The 18,101-nt window shown below is 36.1% G+C and carries 12 protein-coding genes; 10 read left to right on the top strand and 2 right to left on the bottom strand.

Translation table 11 applies throughout. The annotated features are described in order from the left end of the window. The first annotated feature begins 188 nt into the window (after positions 1-188). From HND50_04455 to HND50_04420, 8 genes are all read left to right on the top strand, one after another. Entirely contained in the window at positions 189-1,151 is a 963-nt protein-coding gene (locus HND50_04455; protein ID NOG44456.1) for a D-2-hydroxyacid dehydrogenase, read from the top strand. Positions 1,152-1,289: 138 nt separating this feature from the next. Further along, complete coding sequence (locus HND50_04450; GenBank protein NOG44455.1) at positions 1,290-2,138, top strand: universal stress protein; 849 nt, start codon at positions 1,290-1,292, stop codon at positions 2,136-2,138. A 248-nt stretch (positions 2,139-2,386) separates the two neighbouring features. Next, entirely contained in the window at positions 2,387-7,606 is a 5,220-nt protein-coding gene (locus HND50_04445; protein NOG44454.1) for a T9SS type A sorting domain-containing protein, read from the top strand. A 172-nt stretch (positions 7,607-7,778) separates the two neighbouring features. Next, positions 7,779-9,083, top strand: coding sequence for a hypothetical protein (locus HND50_04440; GenBank protein ID NOG44453.1), 1,305 nt, complete (start codon positions 7,779-7,781; stop codon positions 9,081-9,083). A gap of 140 nt (positions 9,084-9,223) precedes the next feature. Beyond that, the gene (locus HND50_04435) at positions 9,224-9,721 is read left to right on the top strand and encodes a hypothetical protein (GenBank protein NOG44452.1); all 498 of its coding nucleotides are present in this window, start codon (positions 9,224-9,226) and stop codon (positions 9,719-9,721) included. Positions 9,722-9,809: 88 nt separating this feature from the next. Next, positions 9,810-10,769, top strand: coding sequence for an aldo/keto reductase (locus HND50_04430; protein NOG44451.1), 960 nt, complete (start codon positions 9,810-9,812; stop codon positions 10,767-10,769). Positions 10,770-10,782: 13 nt separating this feature from the next. Next, positions 10,783-11,625, top strand: a complete 843-nt coding sequence (locus HND50_04425) for an alpha/beta hydrolase (GenBank protein NOG44450.1) — start codon at positions 10,783-10,785, stop codon at positions 11,623-11,625. 155 nt (positions 11,626-11,780) lie between these two features. Beyond that, positions 11,781-13,232, top strand: coding sequence for an aminoacyl-histidine dipeptidase (locus HND50_04420; GenBank protein NOG44449.1), 1,452 nt, complete (start codon positions 11,781-11,783; stop codon positions 13,230-13,232). 173 nt (positions 13,233-13,405) lie between these two features. Here the strand turns inward: HND50_04420 and HND50_04415 are convergent, their stop codons facing one another. Both HND50_04415 and HND50_04410 read right to left on the bottom strand, forming a co-directional pair. Further along, entirely contained in the window at positions 13,406-13,771 is a 366-nt protein-coding gene (locus HND50_04415) for a DUF423 domain-containing protein (protein ID NOG44448.1), read from the bottom strand. A gap of 194 nt (positions 13,772-13,965) precedes the next feature. Then, positions 13,966-16,668, bottom strand: a complete 2,703-nt coding sequence (locus HND50_04410; GenBank protein ID NOG44447.1) for a pullulanase — start codon at positions 16,666-16,668, stop codon at positions 13,966-13,968. 712 nt (positions 16,669-17,380) lie between these two features. Between HND50_04410 and HND50_04405 the strand changes: the two genes are divergently transcribed. Together HND50_04405 and HND50_04400 are read left to right on the top strand one after the other, a co-directional pair. Continuing rightward, positions 17,381-17,848 (top strand): hypothetical protein, encoded by a 468-nt coding sequence (locus tag HND50_04405; protein NOG44446.1) that lies wholly within the window; start codon positions 17,381-17,383, stop codon positions 17,846-17,848. Next, positions 17,849-18,079, top strand: coding sequence for a hypothetical protein (locus tag HND50_04400; protein ID NOG44445.1), 231 nt, complete (start codon positions 17,849-17,851; stop codon positions 18,077-18,079). Positions 18,080-18,101 lie beyond the last annotated feature (22 nt).

Genomic DNA, 18,101 nt, shown 5'->3' with positions numbered 1-18,101 from the left:
GGAAGTTAAATGCGATCAATTTTAAATGTTCGGGTCCAAGCCCTAAAACTTCAGCGTTGGATGGCAATTTTTATTTTTAAACTGTCAGTTCTTGGTTTAGTTAAATTTACTAAAAAGAATTTGCAAAATACAGTGAATAAAAAGTTAATTTTTTGAATAAGAGTGAGTTAAAATTTACATTCTGCAGTATGAATAAAAAGAAAATAGTTATACTGGACGGATACACCCTAAATCCCGGAGATTTAAGTTGGCAGGCAATTCAAGAACTTGGGGAATGTTCAATTTATGAACGGACAAATGAATCGGATATTTTAAAACGGGCTATCAATGCTCAGATTATATTGACTAATAAAACCCCACTTACAAAATCAATCCTGAAAAAATTGCCAAATTTAGAATTAATTGTTGTTACAGCAACGGGTGTAAATATAGTAGATATTGATGCTGCCCGAAGTTTAAATATTCCAGTAGCAAACGTACCTGCCTATGGTGTTAATTCGGTTGCACAAATGGTTTTTGCTCATATTTTAAACCTGACCCAACATGTAAGCCACCATAATAAAACAATAAAAGATGGTAGATGGACAAATTCCAAGGATTGGTCCTATTGGGATTTTCCTTTATTAGAATTGGCCGAAAAAAAAATGGGCATTATCGGTTATGGTCAGATTGGGCAAAAAGTAGCACAAATTGCACGGGCATTTGGGATGGATGTCTTGATTAATACAAGGCGTGTAGTAAAAAATTATAGTAAAGAATTTAAACAAGTAAATTTAGAGGAATTGTTTAAGCAAAGTGATGTTATAAGTCTTCATTGTCCACTTACAAATGAAACGAATCACCTAATAAACAATATTAGTATTTCAAAGATGAAAAAGAGTGTTCTTCTAATCAATACGAGCCGCGGAGGACTTATCAATGAAAAGGATTTGCAGCTGGCATTAAATGAAGAACGTATTTCTGGAGCCGGTTTGGATGTTTTGTCATCAGAGCCACCAACTGCAGAGAATCCATTATTGACTGCAAAAAATTGTTATATAACGCCGCATATTGCCTGGGCTACAAAAGAAGCACGGCAAAGATTGCTGGATATTGTTATAGAAAATATCAAATCTTTTATAGACGAAAAGCCAAAAAATATTGTGAATTGATTATTTTTGGACAGCTTTAATCTTTGATCTTTTTTCTTTAATAGGTTATCTTTCTTATATTTTTCGTCGAAGCAGCACTTTATAATAATATCATAAAAGAACTTGGTTTTAAGGAAATTCTATACAAAGGAAAACACCATGATTAAAAGTATTCTTATTCCCCTTGATCCATCACCATACACCGACTCGGCCATTGAGGTTGGATGCAGAATGGCAAAGTATCACGGAGCACAATTAACCGGGTTGGTAATTTTAGATATTCCTGGAATTGAAAAACAAATCGGGCCTGTACCGATTGGCGGTTCTTATTATGCAGATAAGCTGGAAGAAAAACACACACGACATGCGCAGGAACGCATCGACCAACTGTTGCATAAATTTCGTTCAAAATGTGATGCTGCCGGTGTTAAACATGTGGAATCTCAAAACCAGGGCAGCCCAAGTGAGCGAATCTTGCATGAATCATTATTCTATGATATGGTAATTACCGGTTTGAGGACTCATTTTCATTTTGAGACACAAGACAAACCGGGGAGCTCTCTCCATGAACTACTTCATGAATCCATTACACCTATTTATGGTGTGCCAAAAGATTTGATGATACCTGATCCGATATCAGACAAAATAAAAGTATTAATTCCGTTTAATGGAAGCCTTCCTGCAGCAAGGGCATTGCAGCGTTTTGCTCAGTTTATGATTCCTGAAATGTCTGAGCCGCGTTTGTTAATTTCAGAAGATGATGAGCATGTGGCATCATCATTACTTAAAAGCGCTAAAGATTATCTGGAATTGCACGGGTTTAAAAATATTATTACAGACTGGACAACCGATAAAATAATCGAGTCCTGTAAAGGCGATATGTTGGATTGGGCTGATGTGGTTGTTGTAGGCGCACACTCAAAACGCGGTCTGTTTGATTTTATGGTCGGTAGCTTAACAGAGCATCTTATTAAGTGGGATAAAAAACCAATCCTGATTGGTCAGTAATAAAAAAAGCTTTATCATTAAAGGCTTGTCAATTTTTTGGCAAGCCTTTTTTCTTTAAGCAATCTATTTTCATTATCTAACCCTTACTATACTTAACTTCAAAACTCAATTTTTATTTGACTTTGCTTTATTCCATAGCATATTATGCATGTCAAGTAAACTTGGTTATAAACCCAAAAATATCAACCTTAAGTTCCACTACAACTACTCATTATTTTATTAGTATCACCTCCAACAAAAGGGTAGCTATGAAAAATCAAAAAAGAAATAAAATCATTATTATCCCGCTTTTTATTTTTTGTATAATAAATTTTTCAAGCGGACAAAATGTATATATAAATGAGTTTTTAGCCTCCAACGTAACAACCAATGCTGAAATTTTAGACTATGATGATTATTCGGATTGGATAGAAATATATAACGCTCAGGACACATCCGTTGATTTAAGTGGATATTATTTGACAGATAATTTGAATGAACCAACAAAGCACCAAATTGAAGAAGGCACCGTTATTAAATCAAAAGGATATCTCTTATTTTGGGCTGATGGTATGGAGCCAGTTGATCCATATGTTAGCTTACAAAACCTTCATTTAAGTTTTAAGTTAAGTAATAGTGGTGAAGAAATTGGGCTATATGATCCCAAGGGTAATCAAATTGATGCAATCACTTTTGGCCCGCAAATAACAGATGTATCTTATGGCAGACGGCCAGACAGTTTAAACATTTGGAATTATTTTGGAGAGCCAACACCGGAAGCTGCAAATAATACAAACGGTACATTAAATACTGAAAAAGCTACTATACCACTTTTTTCTATCCCGGGTGGAGTATTCGACAATGGAAAGGAAGTAGTACTTACCAATGAGTCTCCAACTGCAACAATTCATTACACATTTGATGGATCAAAACCGACCAGTTCATCTGCTGAATTTGATTCGTGGGTTACTTTAAATAACACTGCTGTTTTAAGAGCAAGGGTATTTGATGGCGATAAATTGCCGGGCCCAATTGTAACGCAATCGTATATAATTAATGAAGAGCCAACTCTTCCTGTTCTCTCTTTGGCTGTCTTTCCAGGACCCATGTTTGGAGATGAAAAGGGAATTTATACAAATGAAATAAAAAAGCGCGTTTTGCCAGTAAGTGTTGATTATTTTGACAAGGAAGGTGAGCTGGGATTTACACTTGATGCTGGGATTAGACTTTCCGGCCAGGCTGCTTTTCATTATGCCCAGAAGCCTTTAACAATTTCGACAGAGGATAGGTTTGGATTTGAAGAAATTAATTACAAAATATTTCCAAGCAGGGAAAATGAAAAATTCACATCAATTTATTTAAGAAACTCAGGTACACCGGATGTTCAGTATACAATGTTTCGTGACGGTCTCCAGCATTCTCTGGTTGTAAACCAATTTGATTTGGATATGCAAGCATATCAGCCGGCAATGACTTTTATAAATGGGGATTATTATGGGATTTATAATATTCGGGAAAAACTGGATGCCGATTACCTGGCTTCTCACCATGGTATTGATCCCGGAAATATAGATTATCTCGAATACGATTTTGGCCCGACACCGATTGCTAATGAAGGAGACCTTACAGCTTATAACAAACTGATTGCTTATCTTAATAGTCATAATCTATCGAATGCTGAAAACTACAATTACATAAAAACGCAAATCGATGTAAATGAATATATAAATTATTTGATTACCGAAATCTTTTGTAATAATACTAATTGGCCAAATACCAATGAAAAGTTGTGGAAGGAGAGAGTAGAAAACTCAAAATGGCGCTGGGTTTTGCTGGACCTTGATTTTGGCTTTGGTACGTATGATAATTATACGTACAATGCTTTAAGTATTGCCACTTCTTCTTTTATATTTGAAAAGCTGCTCGAGAGCACTGATTTTAAAAATGAGTTCATCCAAAGGTTTGCAATTTACCTAAATACGGTTTTTCAGGAAGAGAGGGTTGTACATATTTTCGATAGTTTAAAAAGCAAAATTGAAACTGAAATACCAAGACATATAGAAAGATGGGGAGAAATTCCATCTTATAATACCTGGAAGGCCAATGTTAATGTAATGCAAGAGTTTGGTTCCAAACGTCAAAAATATCAACGACAGCATATTTTAAATTTTTTCGGTTTGACAGGAACAACTGAGTTCACAGTTAACCAAACCGATTTATCCGCAGGTAAAATACTTTTAAACAATATGATTGTACCGGCTAATTATTCCGGTCCTCATTTTATGGATGCAGCAATAACATTAAAAGCGATACCTATTGTGGGTTATAAATTCAAAGAATGGCAGGGCATTTCCAATAGTAGTTCGGATTCTATTCAAGTTACATTGACCGATACATCTTCCATAACTGCCGTATTTGAACCATCGGATGATAATGTTTTACCAGCTGTTTTGGACTCGGATAATACACTAACATTAAGTGGTTCACCATACCTGGTAAAAGGTGATTTAGTAATTTCACCTAATGCAACATTAGTACTTGAAGAGGGAACAGAAATTCAAATGACAGAAAATTCGAGTATTTTTGTATATGGCAATATTATAGTAAATGGCAGCGAATCGAATCCTGTAGTTATAAAGCCAAACAATATTAGTGGGTTCTCAAATTGGGGCGCCTTATGTATTGAAAATGCAACAGCCCCATCACAAATTTCCCACCTTGTACTAAAAGGCTCCACAAAGGGCAGTAATTTGGAAAGACATGTTGGTTCAATTTCGGTGAATAACTCTGAGATAGATATGAATTATATCCGGTTGGAAAATGTAGCTTTTCCGATTTATGCCCAGTATAGTAAAGTCACCCTTCGCAATAGTATTTTACACTCAAACCATACGTCAGATTTGATAAATGTGAAATATGCCAATGCGACACTTATTGAAAACAATGACTTTCGTGGCAACACTTTGTTTGATACCGATGCCATTGATTTAGATCAGGTAAATGGTGGCATTGTCAGGGGTAATACTATCTACAATTTTACTGGTTTTAACAGTGACGGCATAGATTTGGGCGAGGGTTGTAAGAATATTCTTATTGAGGGAAACCTGATTTTTAATTGTACTGATAAAGGGATATCTGTAGGACAAGCATCAATTACAAATATTAAAAATAATGTAATTGTTAATTGTGCCCAGGGTGTTGGCATAAAAGATGATTCATCATATGCCTTTATAGACCGCAATACTTTTTATGGAAATGCTTTGGCCGTTGCCAGCTTTGAAAAAAATATTGGTGCCGGTGGTGGCCATGCAGATATTGTAAATTCGATACTGTCGCAATCGACAAAAGCACCCTTCTGGGTAGATGACCTATCGGTTTTAAATATAAGCTATTCCCTATCGGATACAGAAAAGATGAACGGGGAAGGGAACATACATAGCAACCCTTCTTTTTCAAATAATTTTTATCTCAATTCAAATTCCCCGGCAATAGATGCCGGGAGTCCTGATACGATTGATCCCGATGGTACACGCGCAGATATGGGTGCCAAATATTATGATGGAACGGAACATGAAAAACTAATGATTACAGAAATTCATTATAACCCTGCAAATGGGGACGGTTTTGAGTTTATCGAAATATTTAACAGTGGCTTAACGACAGTTGCTTTACAAGGGTTCAGGCTTTCTGGTAGGATTGAATTCAGTTTTCCGGTTGGATCGCAAATAACAAGTGGTGAATACCTGATAGTTGCAAATAATGCGTCTACATATTTGGACAAAGTATACCAGGTGTTTGAATGGACCGGCAATTCCCTTCCAAATACAGGAGCTGATATTAGATTGTTAGAAAATGAAAGGCAAGTTGACATTGTTAGTTATAGTAACAAAAATGATTGGGTAAGACAAACGGATGGAAAAGGCCCGTCACTTGAATTACGATCCCTGAAAATGGAGAACCTGCTAAATAGGAATTGGCGGAAGAGCTATGTTGATGGTGGCACGCCTGGCCAAAAGAACTCAATTCAAAAAGTAGAAAATATATTTATAAATGAGCTTTTAGCAGAAAACAAATCATATAATAGAGACGACAATAGAGAGTATGACGATTGGATAGAGATTTATAATGGTAGCGATCAGGAAGCAGACATGGGCGGGTTCTATTTGACGGATGATTTAAAAAATCCAACAAAATACCGGATAACTGTAATAGACCCCACCTCCACTATAATTGAGCCTGGTGGCTACAAACTTTTTTGGGCTGACAAAAACGTGTCCCAAGGCCCCTTACATGTAGACTTTAAACTAAATGGCAATGGTGAAGAAATTGGATTGGTGCGTGTTATTGAAAATGATACAATATTTATTGACCAGGTGAGTTATAAAAAGCAAATAGCAGATGTTTCCTATGGCAGAAAAACAGATGGTGGCGGGGAATGGGTACAACTACAGCTTCCAACACCAGATTTACCTAATGCTATGCCGGGCTTATTTGAAAAGGGTGTTTTGGTTGTAAACAGCTTAGCATCTTTAAACTCAAAAGCAGTTTATGATGCCTTTGCAAATAGGGCTTTTTGGGGAAATTACCCGATTACCTTCTGGGATGTATTTGAAGCACCGGAAGACGGGTATCCGGCCTCTTTACCTGAGGAGCCGGCTGGGGTAGGTTATGTCCCGCTGGATGTTTTGTTACAGTATTCAACTGTTATTTGGTTGGGAAAGAATTATTTTGGTGTCACGGTCAATAAATCAAATTCAGAAGATTTTTTTAAATATGTTGAATATGGGGGGAACCTAATTTTACTCTCACGATATGGCCAGGAAGAATATAAAGGGCAGTTGAGCCAAAAAATGGGTATTAAATGGGGGAACAGCGGTTATGTTGCAACCCAGGAGTGTATTTCTATTGATAATAAAATGACTGACATGGATCTTTTGCGTGTCCAAATCTTAAATTCAGTTTTTAATATAAGTTTAACCAATGAAAATAGTACACTCTTATTTAAAGAAACAATCAGCTTTGATGAACCAAAAGGAATAGGTGCCTGGACAAATCCGCAATATGGTGGATTATATAATGAGAATGGGGCCAAAATAATATATATAAGTGGGCGTCCCTACTGGTATGATTATAATGATTTAAGTTCTAATATTGAATATATGTTACAGCATTTTTTGGGAGAATCGCCTGTTGGCATTGATGGTACTGAAACTCCTGCAGTTATTGAAAAATATGAGCTATCTCAGAATTATCCAAATCCATTTAACCCGGCAACAACAATTAAATATGCCCTTAAAAATGCCGGGCCCGTTAAATTGGTTGTTTATGATTTGCTTGGCCGTGAGGTAAAAACACTTGTTGATGAAAAACAAAAAAGTGGAAGATACGAGGTTGTTTTTAATGCAAAGGATTTATCAACGGGTCTATATTTTTTCAGAATAAAAGCCGGGTCTTTTGAGGAAACAAAAAAGATGGTTTTAATAAAATAAAAATAAGTTTAATAACTATAACCCGGTGTGAATTATTTGTGTTTTTACTCATTCCGGGTTTTTCTTTTGTTAATACCGCAAATAACTTAAGCACCTATCCCAATTGAAAAACAATCTGTATATCTTGTAATTGTTTCTTAACTTAATAGCTGGTCAATAAAAACAGCTACTCATGAATTTTGCAGAATTAAGTCAAAAAAAAATATTTAAATTTTGGTACCCCTTAGCTCTAACCTGGTTAATGATGGCTTTTGAGGGACCGTTTCTGGCAGCAATTATTGCCCGCCTTCCGGAAGCTAAATTTAATCTGGCTGCATATGGCGTTGCTTATTCCTTCGCGCTTCTGTCTGAAGCACCTGTAATCATGATGATGGCCGCTTCAACATCTTTAGTGAAAAACAGTCAATCCTATTTTAAGCTTCGAAATTTTAATAATTTATTAATAATATTTGTTACAGTTATTTTGGCGATTGGATTAATACCGCAGATTTTTAATTTCATTACCGGAACTTTAATAAACCTTCCTGTAAATGTAGGCGAGCTAACACGATATAGCTTGTTATTTTTAATACCATGGCCCGGAGCAATTGCTTATCGCCGTTTTTTGCAAGGAATTCTTATTGCCAATAACAAAACAAAATTAGTCAGTTATGGAACAATCATCCGGCTTTTAGTAATGGCCGGAGCAGCCTATGGATTATTCAAGTTTGTTACAATTTCGGGCGCGTATATCGGGGCTATTTCATTATCTGCCGGCGTAGTTGCAGAAATGATTGCTTCACACTTAATGTGTAGAAGCATTTTGAAAAAACTAAAAAGTCAATCTTTTGATAAAACCAGTAACGATAATCTGAGTTATAAAAAAATATTTAATTTTTATTTTCCATTGGCACTCGCAACATTTATTGGTTTAGGTGCACATCCATTGATTACTTTTTTAGTTGGCCATAGCAAAATGTCCCTGGAGTCGTTGGCTGTTCTGCCGGTTATAAATTCGTTGGTGTTTATTTTCCGCAGCATAGGGCTTTCATACCAGGAAGTGGGCATCGCTTTAATCGGAGAGGATAAAAAAGGTTACAGGCCATTAAAAAAATTCGCAACAAAATTAGCGTTTTTTAATATCCTGGTTTTGGGAGTAATTGCCTTTACATCTCTGGCCGATATTTGGTTTATTTCTGTCTCCGGTCTTTCAAAACTTCTTGCAGAAATTGCTATTTTGCCAACACAAATTTTGATAGTCATCCCGGCACTGTCGGTTTTGATTTCTTTCCAGAGAGCCATACAAGTGGCCTACAAAAATACAGCCCCAATTAGTAAAGCAACTGCAGCAGAAGTTGTTGTTATCGTAATGGCCTTATTTACACTGATTTCTCTTTTTGATATGATTGGTGTTACAGCTGCAGCTATTGCATTGGTTCTTGGAAGAATTACTTCTAACAGCTATTTGTTTTTTGAAAATAAAAAACACACGAATTAAAGATCATGACTAATAATGTTATGATTGAAATCTAACGTTTAATGCGTTATTTTTTGAAAAGTTACGAACTCATTTTTTTTTTTACCAGAATATAAAACTATTTCCAAGATAAAAATAAACTTCAATATTTTAGGAGTATTATGATACGCGCAATAAAATTAGTCCTAAGTTTTTTCCTTTTGATAACTTTTTTGCAATGTTACCACATCACCTCATCCATGCGGATTTATAATTTAAATGGCAGTGAAAAAATTAAAATTGACTTTAATAATGCAATGCAGAGACAGGGTGAAATATCTTTCTCAACCGATAATGGAGAAAATTTTGAAGGTGAATATTTATTTCAAAGCAATTTTACAAGGAATGCAAAAAAAGATCTAATCGGGCCGTTTGCAAGCGAAGGTCAATTCTTGGCTGATAACGAGAAAAGGTCAAAAGAAAAATTTTCATCATTATATGGGTTTGGAGAGGAATCAAATGCTAAACCGGTCGGGACTATGATTTTAATTGGTGATAACGGAACGGTGATTGATGTTGTGTTTTATACTTTTTCATTTGATAAGGGAACAGCATCCGGTGTTGGCAAAGATAATAAGGGCAATGTCTATCGAATTTTTACAACTAATTATTATGAATAACTCCTGCTAAGTAACCCGGAAAGTGTAATGGATATTTTTCTAAAAATTCTTAATTTGCACCGTTTAACGTAATAGAAAGGTTTTATATATGAAATACAAAAATCTTGGGAAAAATGGTCCTGAAGTTTCGACAATGGGATTTGGAGCATGGGCTATTGGCGGGATGAATTGGGGGAAGACGGATGATACAGTTTCTATAAATGCCCTGAATGAAGCGATTGATAAGAGAGTGACCCTGATCGATACAGCAGATGTATATGGCTTTGGACATTCTGAAGAATTGATTGCAAAGGTGATTAGCGAACGTGGTAAAAAAAACATCATAATTGCCACTAAAGCGGGTAATGATTTTTATAATGCATCGTCTGATGATGATGAAGGTTATGGAGCAATAAAGCAAACTTATACAAAAAATTATCTAATCTCTGCAGCAGAGAAAAGCTTAAAACGCCTTAATTTGGAAACTCTGGATATTCTACAACTACATAGCCCGGATTTGAAAAAGCTGGAAAGAGATGAGCCCTGGCAAGCGCTGGAACAATTAAAAAAAGATGGGAAAATCAAACACGCCGGCTTAAGCATTCAATCTTTTAAAGAAACAGAGCAGGCGCATTTGCTGGATGCCCACAATGATATTTTGGATTGTTTACAGGTGCGTTATAATCTTTTAGAGAGGGAAGCTGAAAAGGTGCTTTTTCCAAAAGCTCTAAAATATGGAATTGGGGTTATTGTGCGTATTCCTCTTTTGTTTGGATTTTTAACCGGGAAATTTGATGCGAAATCTACATTTGGTGAAGATGATCATCGAAGTATGAATTTATCAGCAGAAAAGCTAAGACAATATCTGAATGAATTGGAACGGCTTGAGCCTTTGTATGACCATTTCAAAGAGCAAAGCAAAGCACAAGTAAGCCTGAGATTCTGTATATCTCATCCAGCTTGTCAAACAGCAATTCCGGGTGCAAAAACCTCCAGACAAGTTGAGGAAAACAGTTCTGCTTCGGATTTGGGCCCCATTCCGCAAAACATTTTAGATTCATTGGTTTAATCTGGAGAATATCATGAAAACGAAACAAAATGATTCATTCATAAAAACTGTACAACTCATTATTCTGTTTAGCTTCTTTCAGTTTTCTGTGTTTGCGGAAGAACCCGGCTTTAACAAACTACAAGGTTTGGGAGAAACACATTATTACCAATTGAATTCGCAAACAATCGATCAGACGTATCATCTTTATGTGCGTTTACCGGAAAACTATGAGTCAGGTAAAAAATATCCTACTATCTATTTACTTGATGGCGGTATTACTTTTCCGATATTGGGTGGCTATTACCGATATTTAAGACTTGCGGAAGAAATTCCGGAAATGATTGTTGTCGGTATTTCTTATGGAACGTCAGACTGGCAAAAAGGAAATATGCGAAGCCGTGACTTTACCGCAAAAGCCGCTGATCGAGATTTTTGGGGTGGAGCAGCTAATTTTCAAAAAGTTTTAGTAAATGAAATATTTTCACTTATTGAAAAGCAATATTCATCTGATAGTAAAAAGCGTCTTATTTTTGGACAATCGATCGGCGGACAATTTGTGCTTTATACCGCTTTAACATCTCCTGATTTGTTTTGGGGCCACATTGCAAGTAATCCAGCTTTACACCGCAACTTGGATTTTTTCATAAAAAATCCTGGTATTCAAAAAGCAGATAAACAGACAAAGTTATTTGTTTCAAGTGGAGAAAATGATGACCAGCGATTTCGCGAACCAGCCTTAAAATGGATGAAGCATTGGGAGAAACAATCAAAGTCTCCATGGTTTTTAAAAACCGCAACATTAAATGGTCACAGCCATTTTTCTGCTGCCCCCGAAGCTTTTCGCCAGGGACTAAAATGGATATTCTCAAAGTAAAAATTATTGTTTGTTTCTTTCCTTTTGCATACAAATTATTAATCCTTAAAGAACCTATTCTTTTGCTTTAAATTGAACTTTTATTTCCTTATCTTTGTATGTTGATTTCACCAAAATGGTTTGTTGACCAAAATTTAAAATATTAAGGAGTAAATATGTCCAATGTATTTGATGGACTCAAGCCAGCCCTGGTTTGGGAACATTTCTATAATATCAATCAAATTCCACGTTGTTCTAAAAATGAAGAAGGTGCCCGAGCATATGTAAAGGGTGTTGCTGATAGATTGAATCTTGAATATAAGGAAGATGCAGTTGGAAATATTGTTGTAAAAAAAGCTGCTTCAGCAGGAATGGAAAATAGCCCGACTGTAATTCTACAGGGCCATGTGGATATGGTTTGCGAAAAAAATAAAGGCACAGTTCACGATTTCACCAAAGATCCAATTAAAATGCTAATTGACGATGGCTGGGTAAGAGCAGACGGTACAACACTTGGTGCAGATAATGCCATTGGTGTTTGTATGGGGTTGGCACTTTTAGAAGATGATTCATTGGCACATCCACCATTGGAAGTTTTGTGCACAATTGATGAGGAAACAGGAATGACAGGTGCAATGGGACTTGAGCCTGGATTTCTTGACGGCAAAATTATGCTTAACCTGGATACCGAAGAAGAGGGCGCACTTTATATTGGTTGCGCAGGTGGTAAACACACAATTATGACCCGTAAAATTGATTGGCAGAATGCTCCGTCCGGACAGAAAACATATTCTGTAAAAATAAAAGGTTTACGTGGGGGGCACTCTGGTTTAAATATTGTTGACCAGTTTGGAAATGCCATAAAATTACTAACACGCGTAATTTATAAACTTGGACAAACTCAGAAGTTTTCAGTTGCTTCAATAAATGGTGGTACTGCGCATAATGCAATCCCGCGCGAAGCTGAAGTTACTTTAGTTCTTGATTCAGCCGCTCATGCGGAATTAGAAAAATTGGCCGCACACTTTTCGCCTGTTTTTAGTGATGAGTTCAGCGCTGTTGAAAAAGATATTTCTTTTGCAATAGAAGAAGTTGGTGCTGCTGATAAAGTTTTTAGTGATGATTTGAGCAAAACAATTATTTCATTTCTTTATTCAATTCCCCACGGCGTTGAGGCAATGAGCCAGGCTGTTGAAGGTCTTGTTGAAACATCAACAAATATGGCGGTTGTGGAAACACGCGAGAATGAACTTTATTTATTGACAAGCCAACGCTCATCTGTTGCATCATCCATCCTTGATATTGCCGACAAAGTTAAAGCTTCTGCCGAGCTAGCCGGTTTTGATGTTGAACAAGGTGGTGGATATCCTGCGTGGCAGCCAAATCCTGATTCACCACTTTTAAAAGCCTGCAAAGAAGTATACAGCAAAAAATATGGTGAAGAAGCAGAAATAAAAGCTGTTCATGCCGGATTAGAATGTGGTATTATTGGAGAGCAATTTCCGGGAATGGATATGATCTCATTAGGTCCGGACATTTTAGGAGCGCACTCCCCGGATGAAAGAGTTAAAATTGATTCTGTAAATAATGTTTGGGAATATTTATTGGATGTTTTAAAAGCGCTATAGAAGTTTTATCGATTCCATCCTTTGCGGGATGGAATCGTTTTAAAGAAAAGGTCGTGCCCCGAAAAATCGGGATTGTAAACCAAATATGTATCGGCATCCCATTATGTTAAAAACATTGATCCTGAAACCAGTTCAGGATCAATGTTTTTTATTTTGGAAAGGGAAACGTTTTATTAAACTTTAGTAAAACCGTAAATCATCCAGCCCCATCCAAATAAAAATGCCAGTCCGCCAAGCGGTGTAACTGCACCTAAAGTTTTGATATTTGTTAAAGCCAAAATATATAAACTTCCGCTAAAAAAGAGAATCCCCAGTATAAAAGCATAACCGGCAACTGTAAAATTAATTTCTTTAAATAGATTTTGCAGAATACCTGTCAGTAACAATGCCAGTGCATGAAACATTTGATATAAAAATGCTTTTTGCCAGATTTCTTTACCATAATCATCTAAAATATTTTTTAATCCATGAGCGCCAAATGCACCAAAGGCTACACTAAGCAAAGCAAATAGAGCACCGGATATTAACATTAATTTCATTAAAAATTACTCCTGAAAAGTGAATTAGTGAAATGCTGAAATAAGGACTTGAATTGATGGCGAGTTTGAATGGCTTAATTCATTACTTCATTACTTCATTAATTCAGTTATTCAATAAATTATTTAATTTACAAAATCCTAAAGATTGTCATAGCGAGCCAGTCGAAGCATCTCATTTTTTAAAAGGGTTTTAGTTAATTTACAAAATCCCGAACCCAAATTTTTAAACTATGTCCATTTATATGTATGGTGTACTTTTTATTGCCTTTTAAAATGGAGTCCTTTTTCCCATCAATCGTTTTTATATGATTTACTTTGTCGTTATTTCCAACAAGCCGCCAAATACCGGGAGGAAATGAAATGTCCTTAAAAGAATTGTGATGGCTATCTGTATTTATTAAAACCAAAATGGATTCATTTACAAAATAGCCCAGCTGTTTTTTATTATCCGGTTCAAGCCATTTATAATAATTTGAATCCGGCTTTTCACTTATCCTGAAAACACGTCCTAATAAACTTTTTCGCAGGGCAATTAGGCCTTTCCAGAATTCATTCATATTTTTATAATTGCATTTTATCTCTTCTTTATCACCGATATTATTGCCCAGGTTTTCCCACTCAAATTGATTGGCCCGTGCAAGATTGTATGTATCGCGTTTACCATGAATCCAGATTGGGCCGCTTTTTGTTTGTTTGGTAACCTCTATTAATGGGGCGGATGCTTTGCTACGCATAAACTCACTTCCGCCATGTAAAACAATTGGTCCTAAAGATGTAAAAAGTAAAGTAGCCGCTATTTTGTATTGGTCTTCATCAACACCAAATCGGCCATCCCAATTGGTTTTTGCAAATCTGTCTGCCAAAGCCCAGTTATCATGTATATCAAGATAGTTGATACCAGAGAGTGGTGTTTTGTCAGTATCAAATCCTGCGGAAAGGGCTTTTTTTACAATTTCCCGTTGGCCATTACCACCCGCGTAGCCTCGGTCAGTATTTTTCTGGGTAGGATTTGCAGTAGGGCCTTTAAATGCATTACGGCTATCATCCTGGAAGAAGGTGATTGGTGAATCTTCTTTGTACCAATCCCAGTCAGGATTATTTTCATAATCAGGATCAGCCGATGCGATCCACGGTTCTCCGTATACAATTTTATCCGGTCCAAGGGCTTCACGTAAAGCAAGCAATGTTTGCTGATCTGTTTGTCCGGCAAGATCAATGCGAAAACCATCAATGCCATATTGCTCGATTAGGTCTGTGCACTGTTCGATTATCCAGCGTTGCATAATGGGACGCTCTTCACTTTTTGTTTCTGTGCCGTACTCGCCAATAAAATCAAATTTATCATCTGTGCGGTAAAAGTAGGGCACATCAATAGCAGCAAAGTTAAAATACATCATGCGTGCATCCATCTTTTCTGCAGAATGGTTGAAAACCAAATCCACAATTACAGCAATCCCTTTATCATGAAAAGCCTGCACAAGATCACGAAAATCTTTATTTTGTGAACCCCATTCTGCCCCTTTTTCCCTATAGCGACTTTCCAACGCAAAGGCATGCGATGTTCGATACCCCCATTGGTAATTCTCCAGATTAACGCCCTGGTCAATCATATATGGATCATTTTTAAAAGCTTCCTGCCATTCCTCGTTGGAATAATGGAGATATTCCTGAACCGGCATTAAGTGAACTGTATTTATCCCCAGGTCAACAAGGTGATCAAAGCCGATTGGCTCACCTGCAGAATTGGTAAGCCCGGATTGAATAAATCCTTTAAATGTACCTTTATGAGAATCGGAAATGGGCAAAAGTCTGGTGAAATCCTGTACATGGACTTCGTATGCAATAACATCTTTTAACTTTGGAATACCATTTTTTAACGGTTTAGCGGGCTTCATCTTTGGCCATATCCGCGCTGGTCCCCAGGTATCAACAGAAACACGCGCCCAGGGATCACTAAAATGAACCGGGTTTGTTTCATAAAAATGATTGCCGGGTTCATCTGGTCCATGAGCAGTGAAATCGTAATACCAGCCTTCGTAGTTGCCTTTTAACTTTGTTTGCCAAACGCCATCATCTGCTCTTTTCATTTTTATTGTTTGATGAGGTTTGGAAGCGGGTTTTTTGTACAAATAAAGTTTGATTTGATCGGCACGTGGTGCAAAAAGATTGATAGTTGTGAGGTCATTTTTAGAGTTGTAATTAGCGCCAAGTTCTTTGGATGAGTATAAATTACGAAACCAGCCATCATATTTTACAGGGATTGTTTTTTCCAAATTTTGAATGGTCAAGTTATGAAAATGGCGGATAATTATTTCTTTTTTTGGGATAAGCTGTAATTCACCTTGGCGGAGGTATAACACTTTTTCAATTTCGATTCGATCGCCGGAGTATGTTTCTAAAATGTAATTATCAGGGTTGTAAATGTATTTAGCTGGCGGATTTTCCACAAAAAGGATACGAATATCTTTAGCAGCGAAGACTTCTGCTTTAACCCGTGTCACTTTTATTGAGTGTGCAAACCGGAGATTCCCATTTTTAATATTTGGGGCACTTTCCGCGGGTGATAACCATTCACCATCATCAATACGGAATTTGAATTCACTATGAACCGGCACCGTTTTAAATTCATTGTTCATTATTTTTAATATCCATAATGACGAACCCGGTATTTTGGATAATTTCCAGGCTGCGTCATCCATGTTCTGATCCCAACCACGAAAAGAACCAGTAACCGTAACCGCTTGTGGAAATCTGTCATAAAGGCCTTCATCAAAAATAAATGATGTGGTGTCACCGTTTATATGGTATCCTTGTTGGATTTGTTGATTGGTGAATTTCGAATCTTGAGCTAAAATGAGAGTTATGCTAAAAAGACTTATAAGAAAATATTTAAACATGCCTTTTCCTTGTTAATAATGAAGTATCTTTCAATACCGATCAAATACAGATAATTCAAACTCTTCTTTCTTTTTCCTAAATGAAAAAGAAACAAAAAATCAGTGCCTATATGAAATATTACTAAATTCTTCGCCTAATTTCGGAAAAATAAAAACTCGTTCCAAAAAACGGGAACTCAAACAGGTTATTTTTCTGTTCGAAATTATTACAAAGAATTTTTAACGTATATTTCAAAATGGCAAAAAACAAAAATGTCTAATCCTTTGCTCCCTAAGAGTTAAAAAAAGATAGAAGCTAATCTTATATTGTTTTTTGTTACAAAATAGTATGATCAAGTGTGAAATATAAAGAAATGCTGGAAAATAAAACCATGAAATTTGAAAAAAAAGATCTGATATATGTGGGATTTATCACAGCGGTTAAAAGTATTTAAAATAGTGTCTTAACAACTTGAAAAATAGCCATTTAAATGGTAAACTTTTGCACTTTGTGAACGATGATACTTTTTAGTTTAAGACGGCAATTTCGATATGACACAGATTTACCTCCAAAGTTGCCGGACTTCTTCCACAAAATAGATGTTAAAATAGTATCAGGCTTTATGCCCGTTGAATAACTGAGGCGGTTTTTTTTAAATCTGCCTGCAATTATTTTGTAATTCAATACACTTGACGTGGCGAAGCCGTCTCTAATTTAAAGTATATATTATAAATGATTGATTTATTTAAAAAATTCCAGGATGTAATTAAAGCACTAAACAAAAGAAATGTTGATTATATTCTAATTGGTGGATATGCTGTTATCTTATATGGTATGCCCAGGTTGACCCAGGATTTAGATTTAATAATTAAAATGGATCATTCTAATATTAAGAATTTTCGGTATGCTTTGGAAGATGTATTTAAAGATGATGAAATTAAAGAAATTACTTTTGATGAATTAAAAAAATATGCAGTAATCCGTTATGGTTGTCCAGATGGTTTTTATATAGATGTAATGGCAGGTATTGGTGAAGTGGCAGATTATGACTCTATTAATTTCGAAACAAAAGTTTTTAAAGGGAGTTTTGTTAAAATTGCCACGCCGGAAGCTTTATTTGAATTGAAGAAAAATACAGTTCGCCCGGAAGATAAACGCGATGCCCGTTTTTTAAAATCACTTATTGAAAAGGGTGGGTAAATGTCTGTTCAAAAGTATAAAACCTTATCCGAAGCAGAAGAGGCCCTTTGGAATTTTTATCCGGATGATAAATACTATGATGAAATAAGGGCTTTGTTTAACCTTGCATGTAAAATGAACCCACCAAATTTCCCTCGTGGTGTATTTAAATACAAAACACTTGAAGAGGCAAACAAACAAAAAATGGAATGGATTGATAATATGGCCCAAGGTAAAAATACAATCACTTAACAGCCTGGTTTCTTGGAACGAA

Source organism: Calditrichota bacterium, from assembly GCA_013112635.1.
Taxonomy (GTDB): Bacteria; Calditrichota; Calditrichia; order Calditrichales; family J004; genus JABFGF01.
This window is presented reverse-complemented; position numbering and strand designations above follow the sequence as displayed.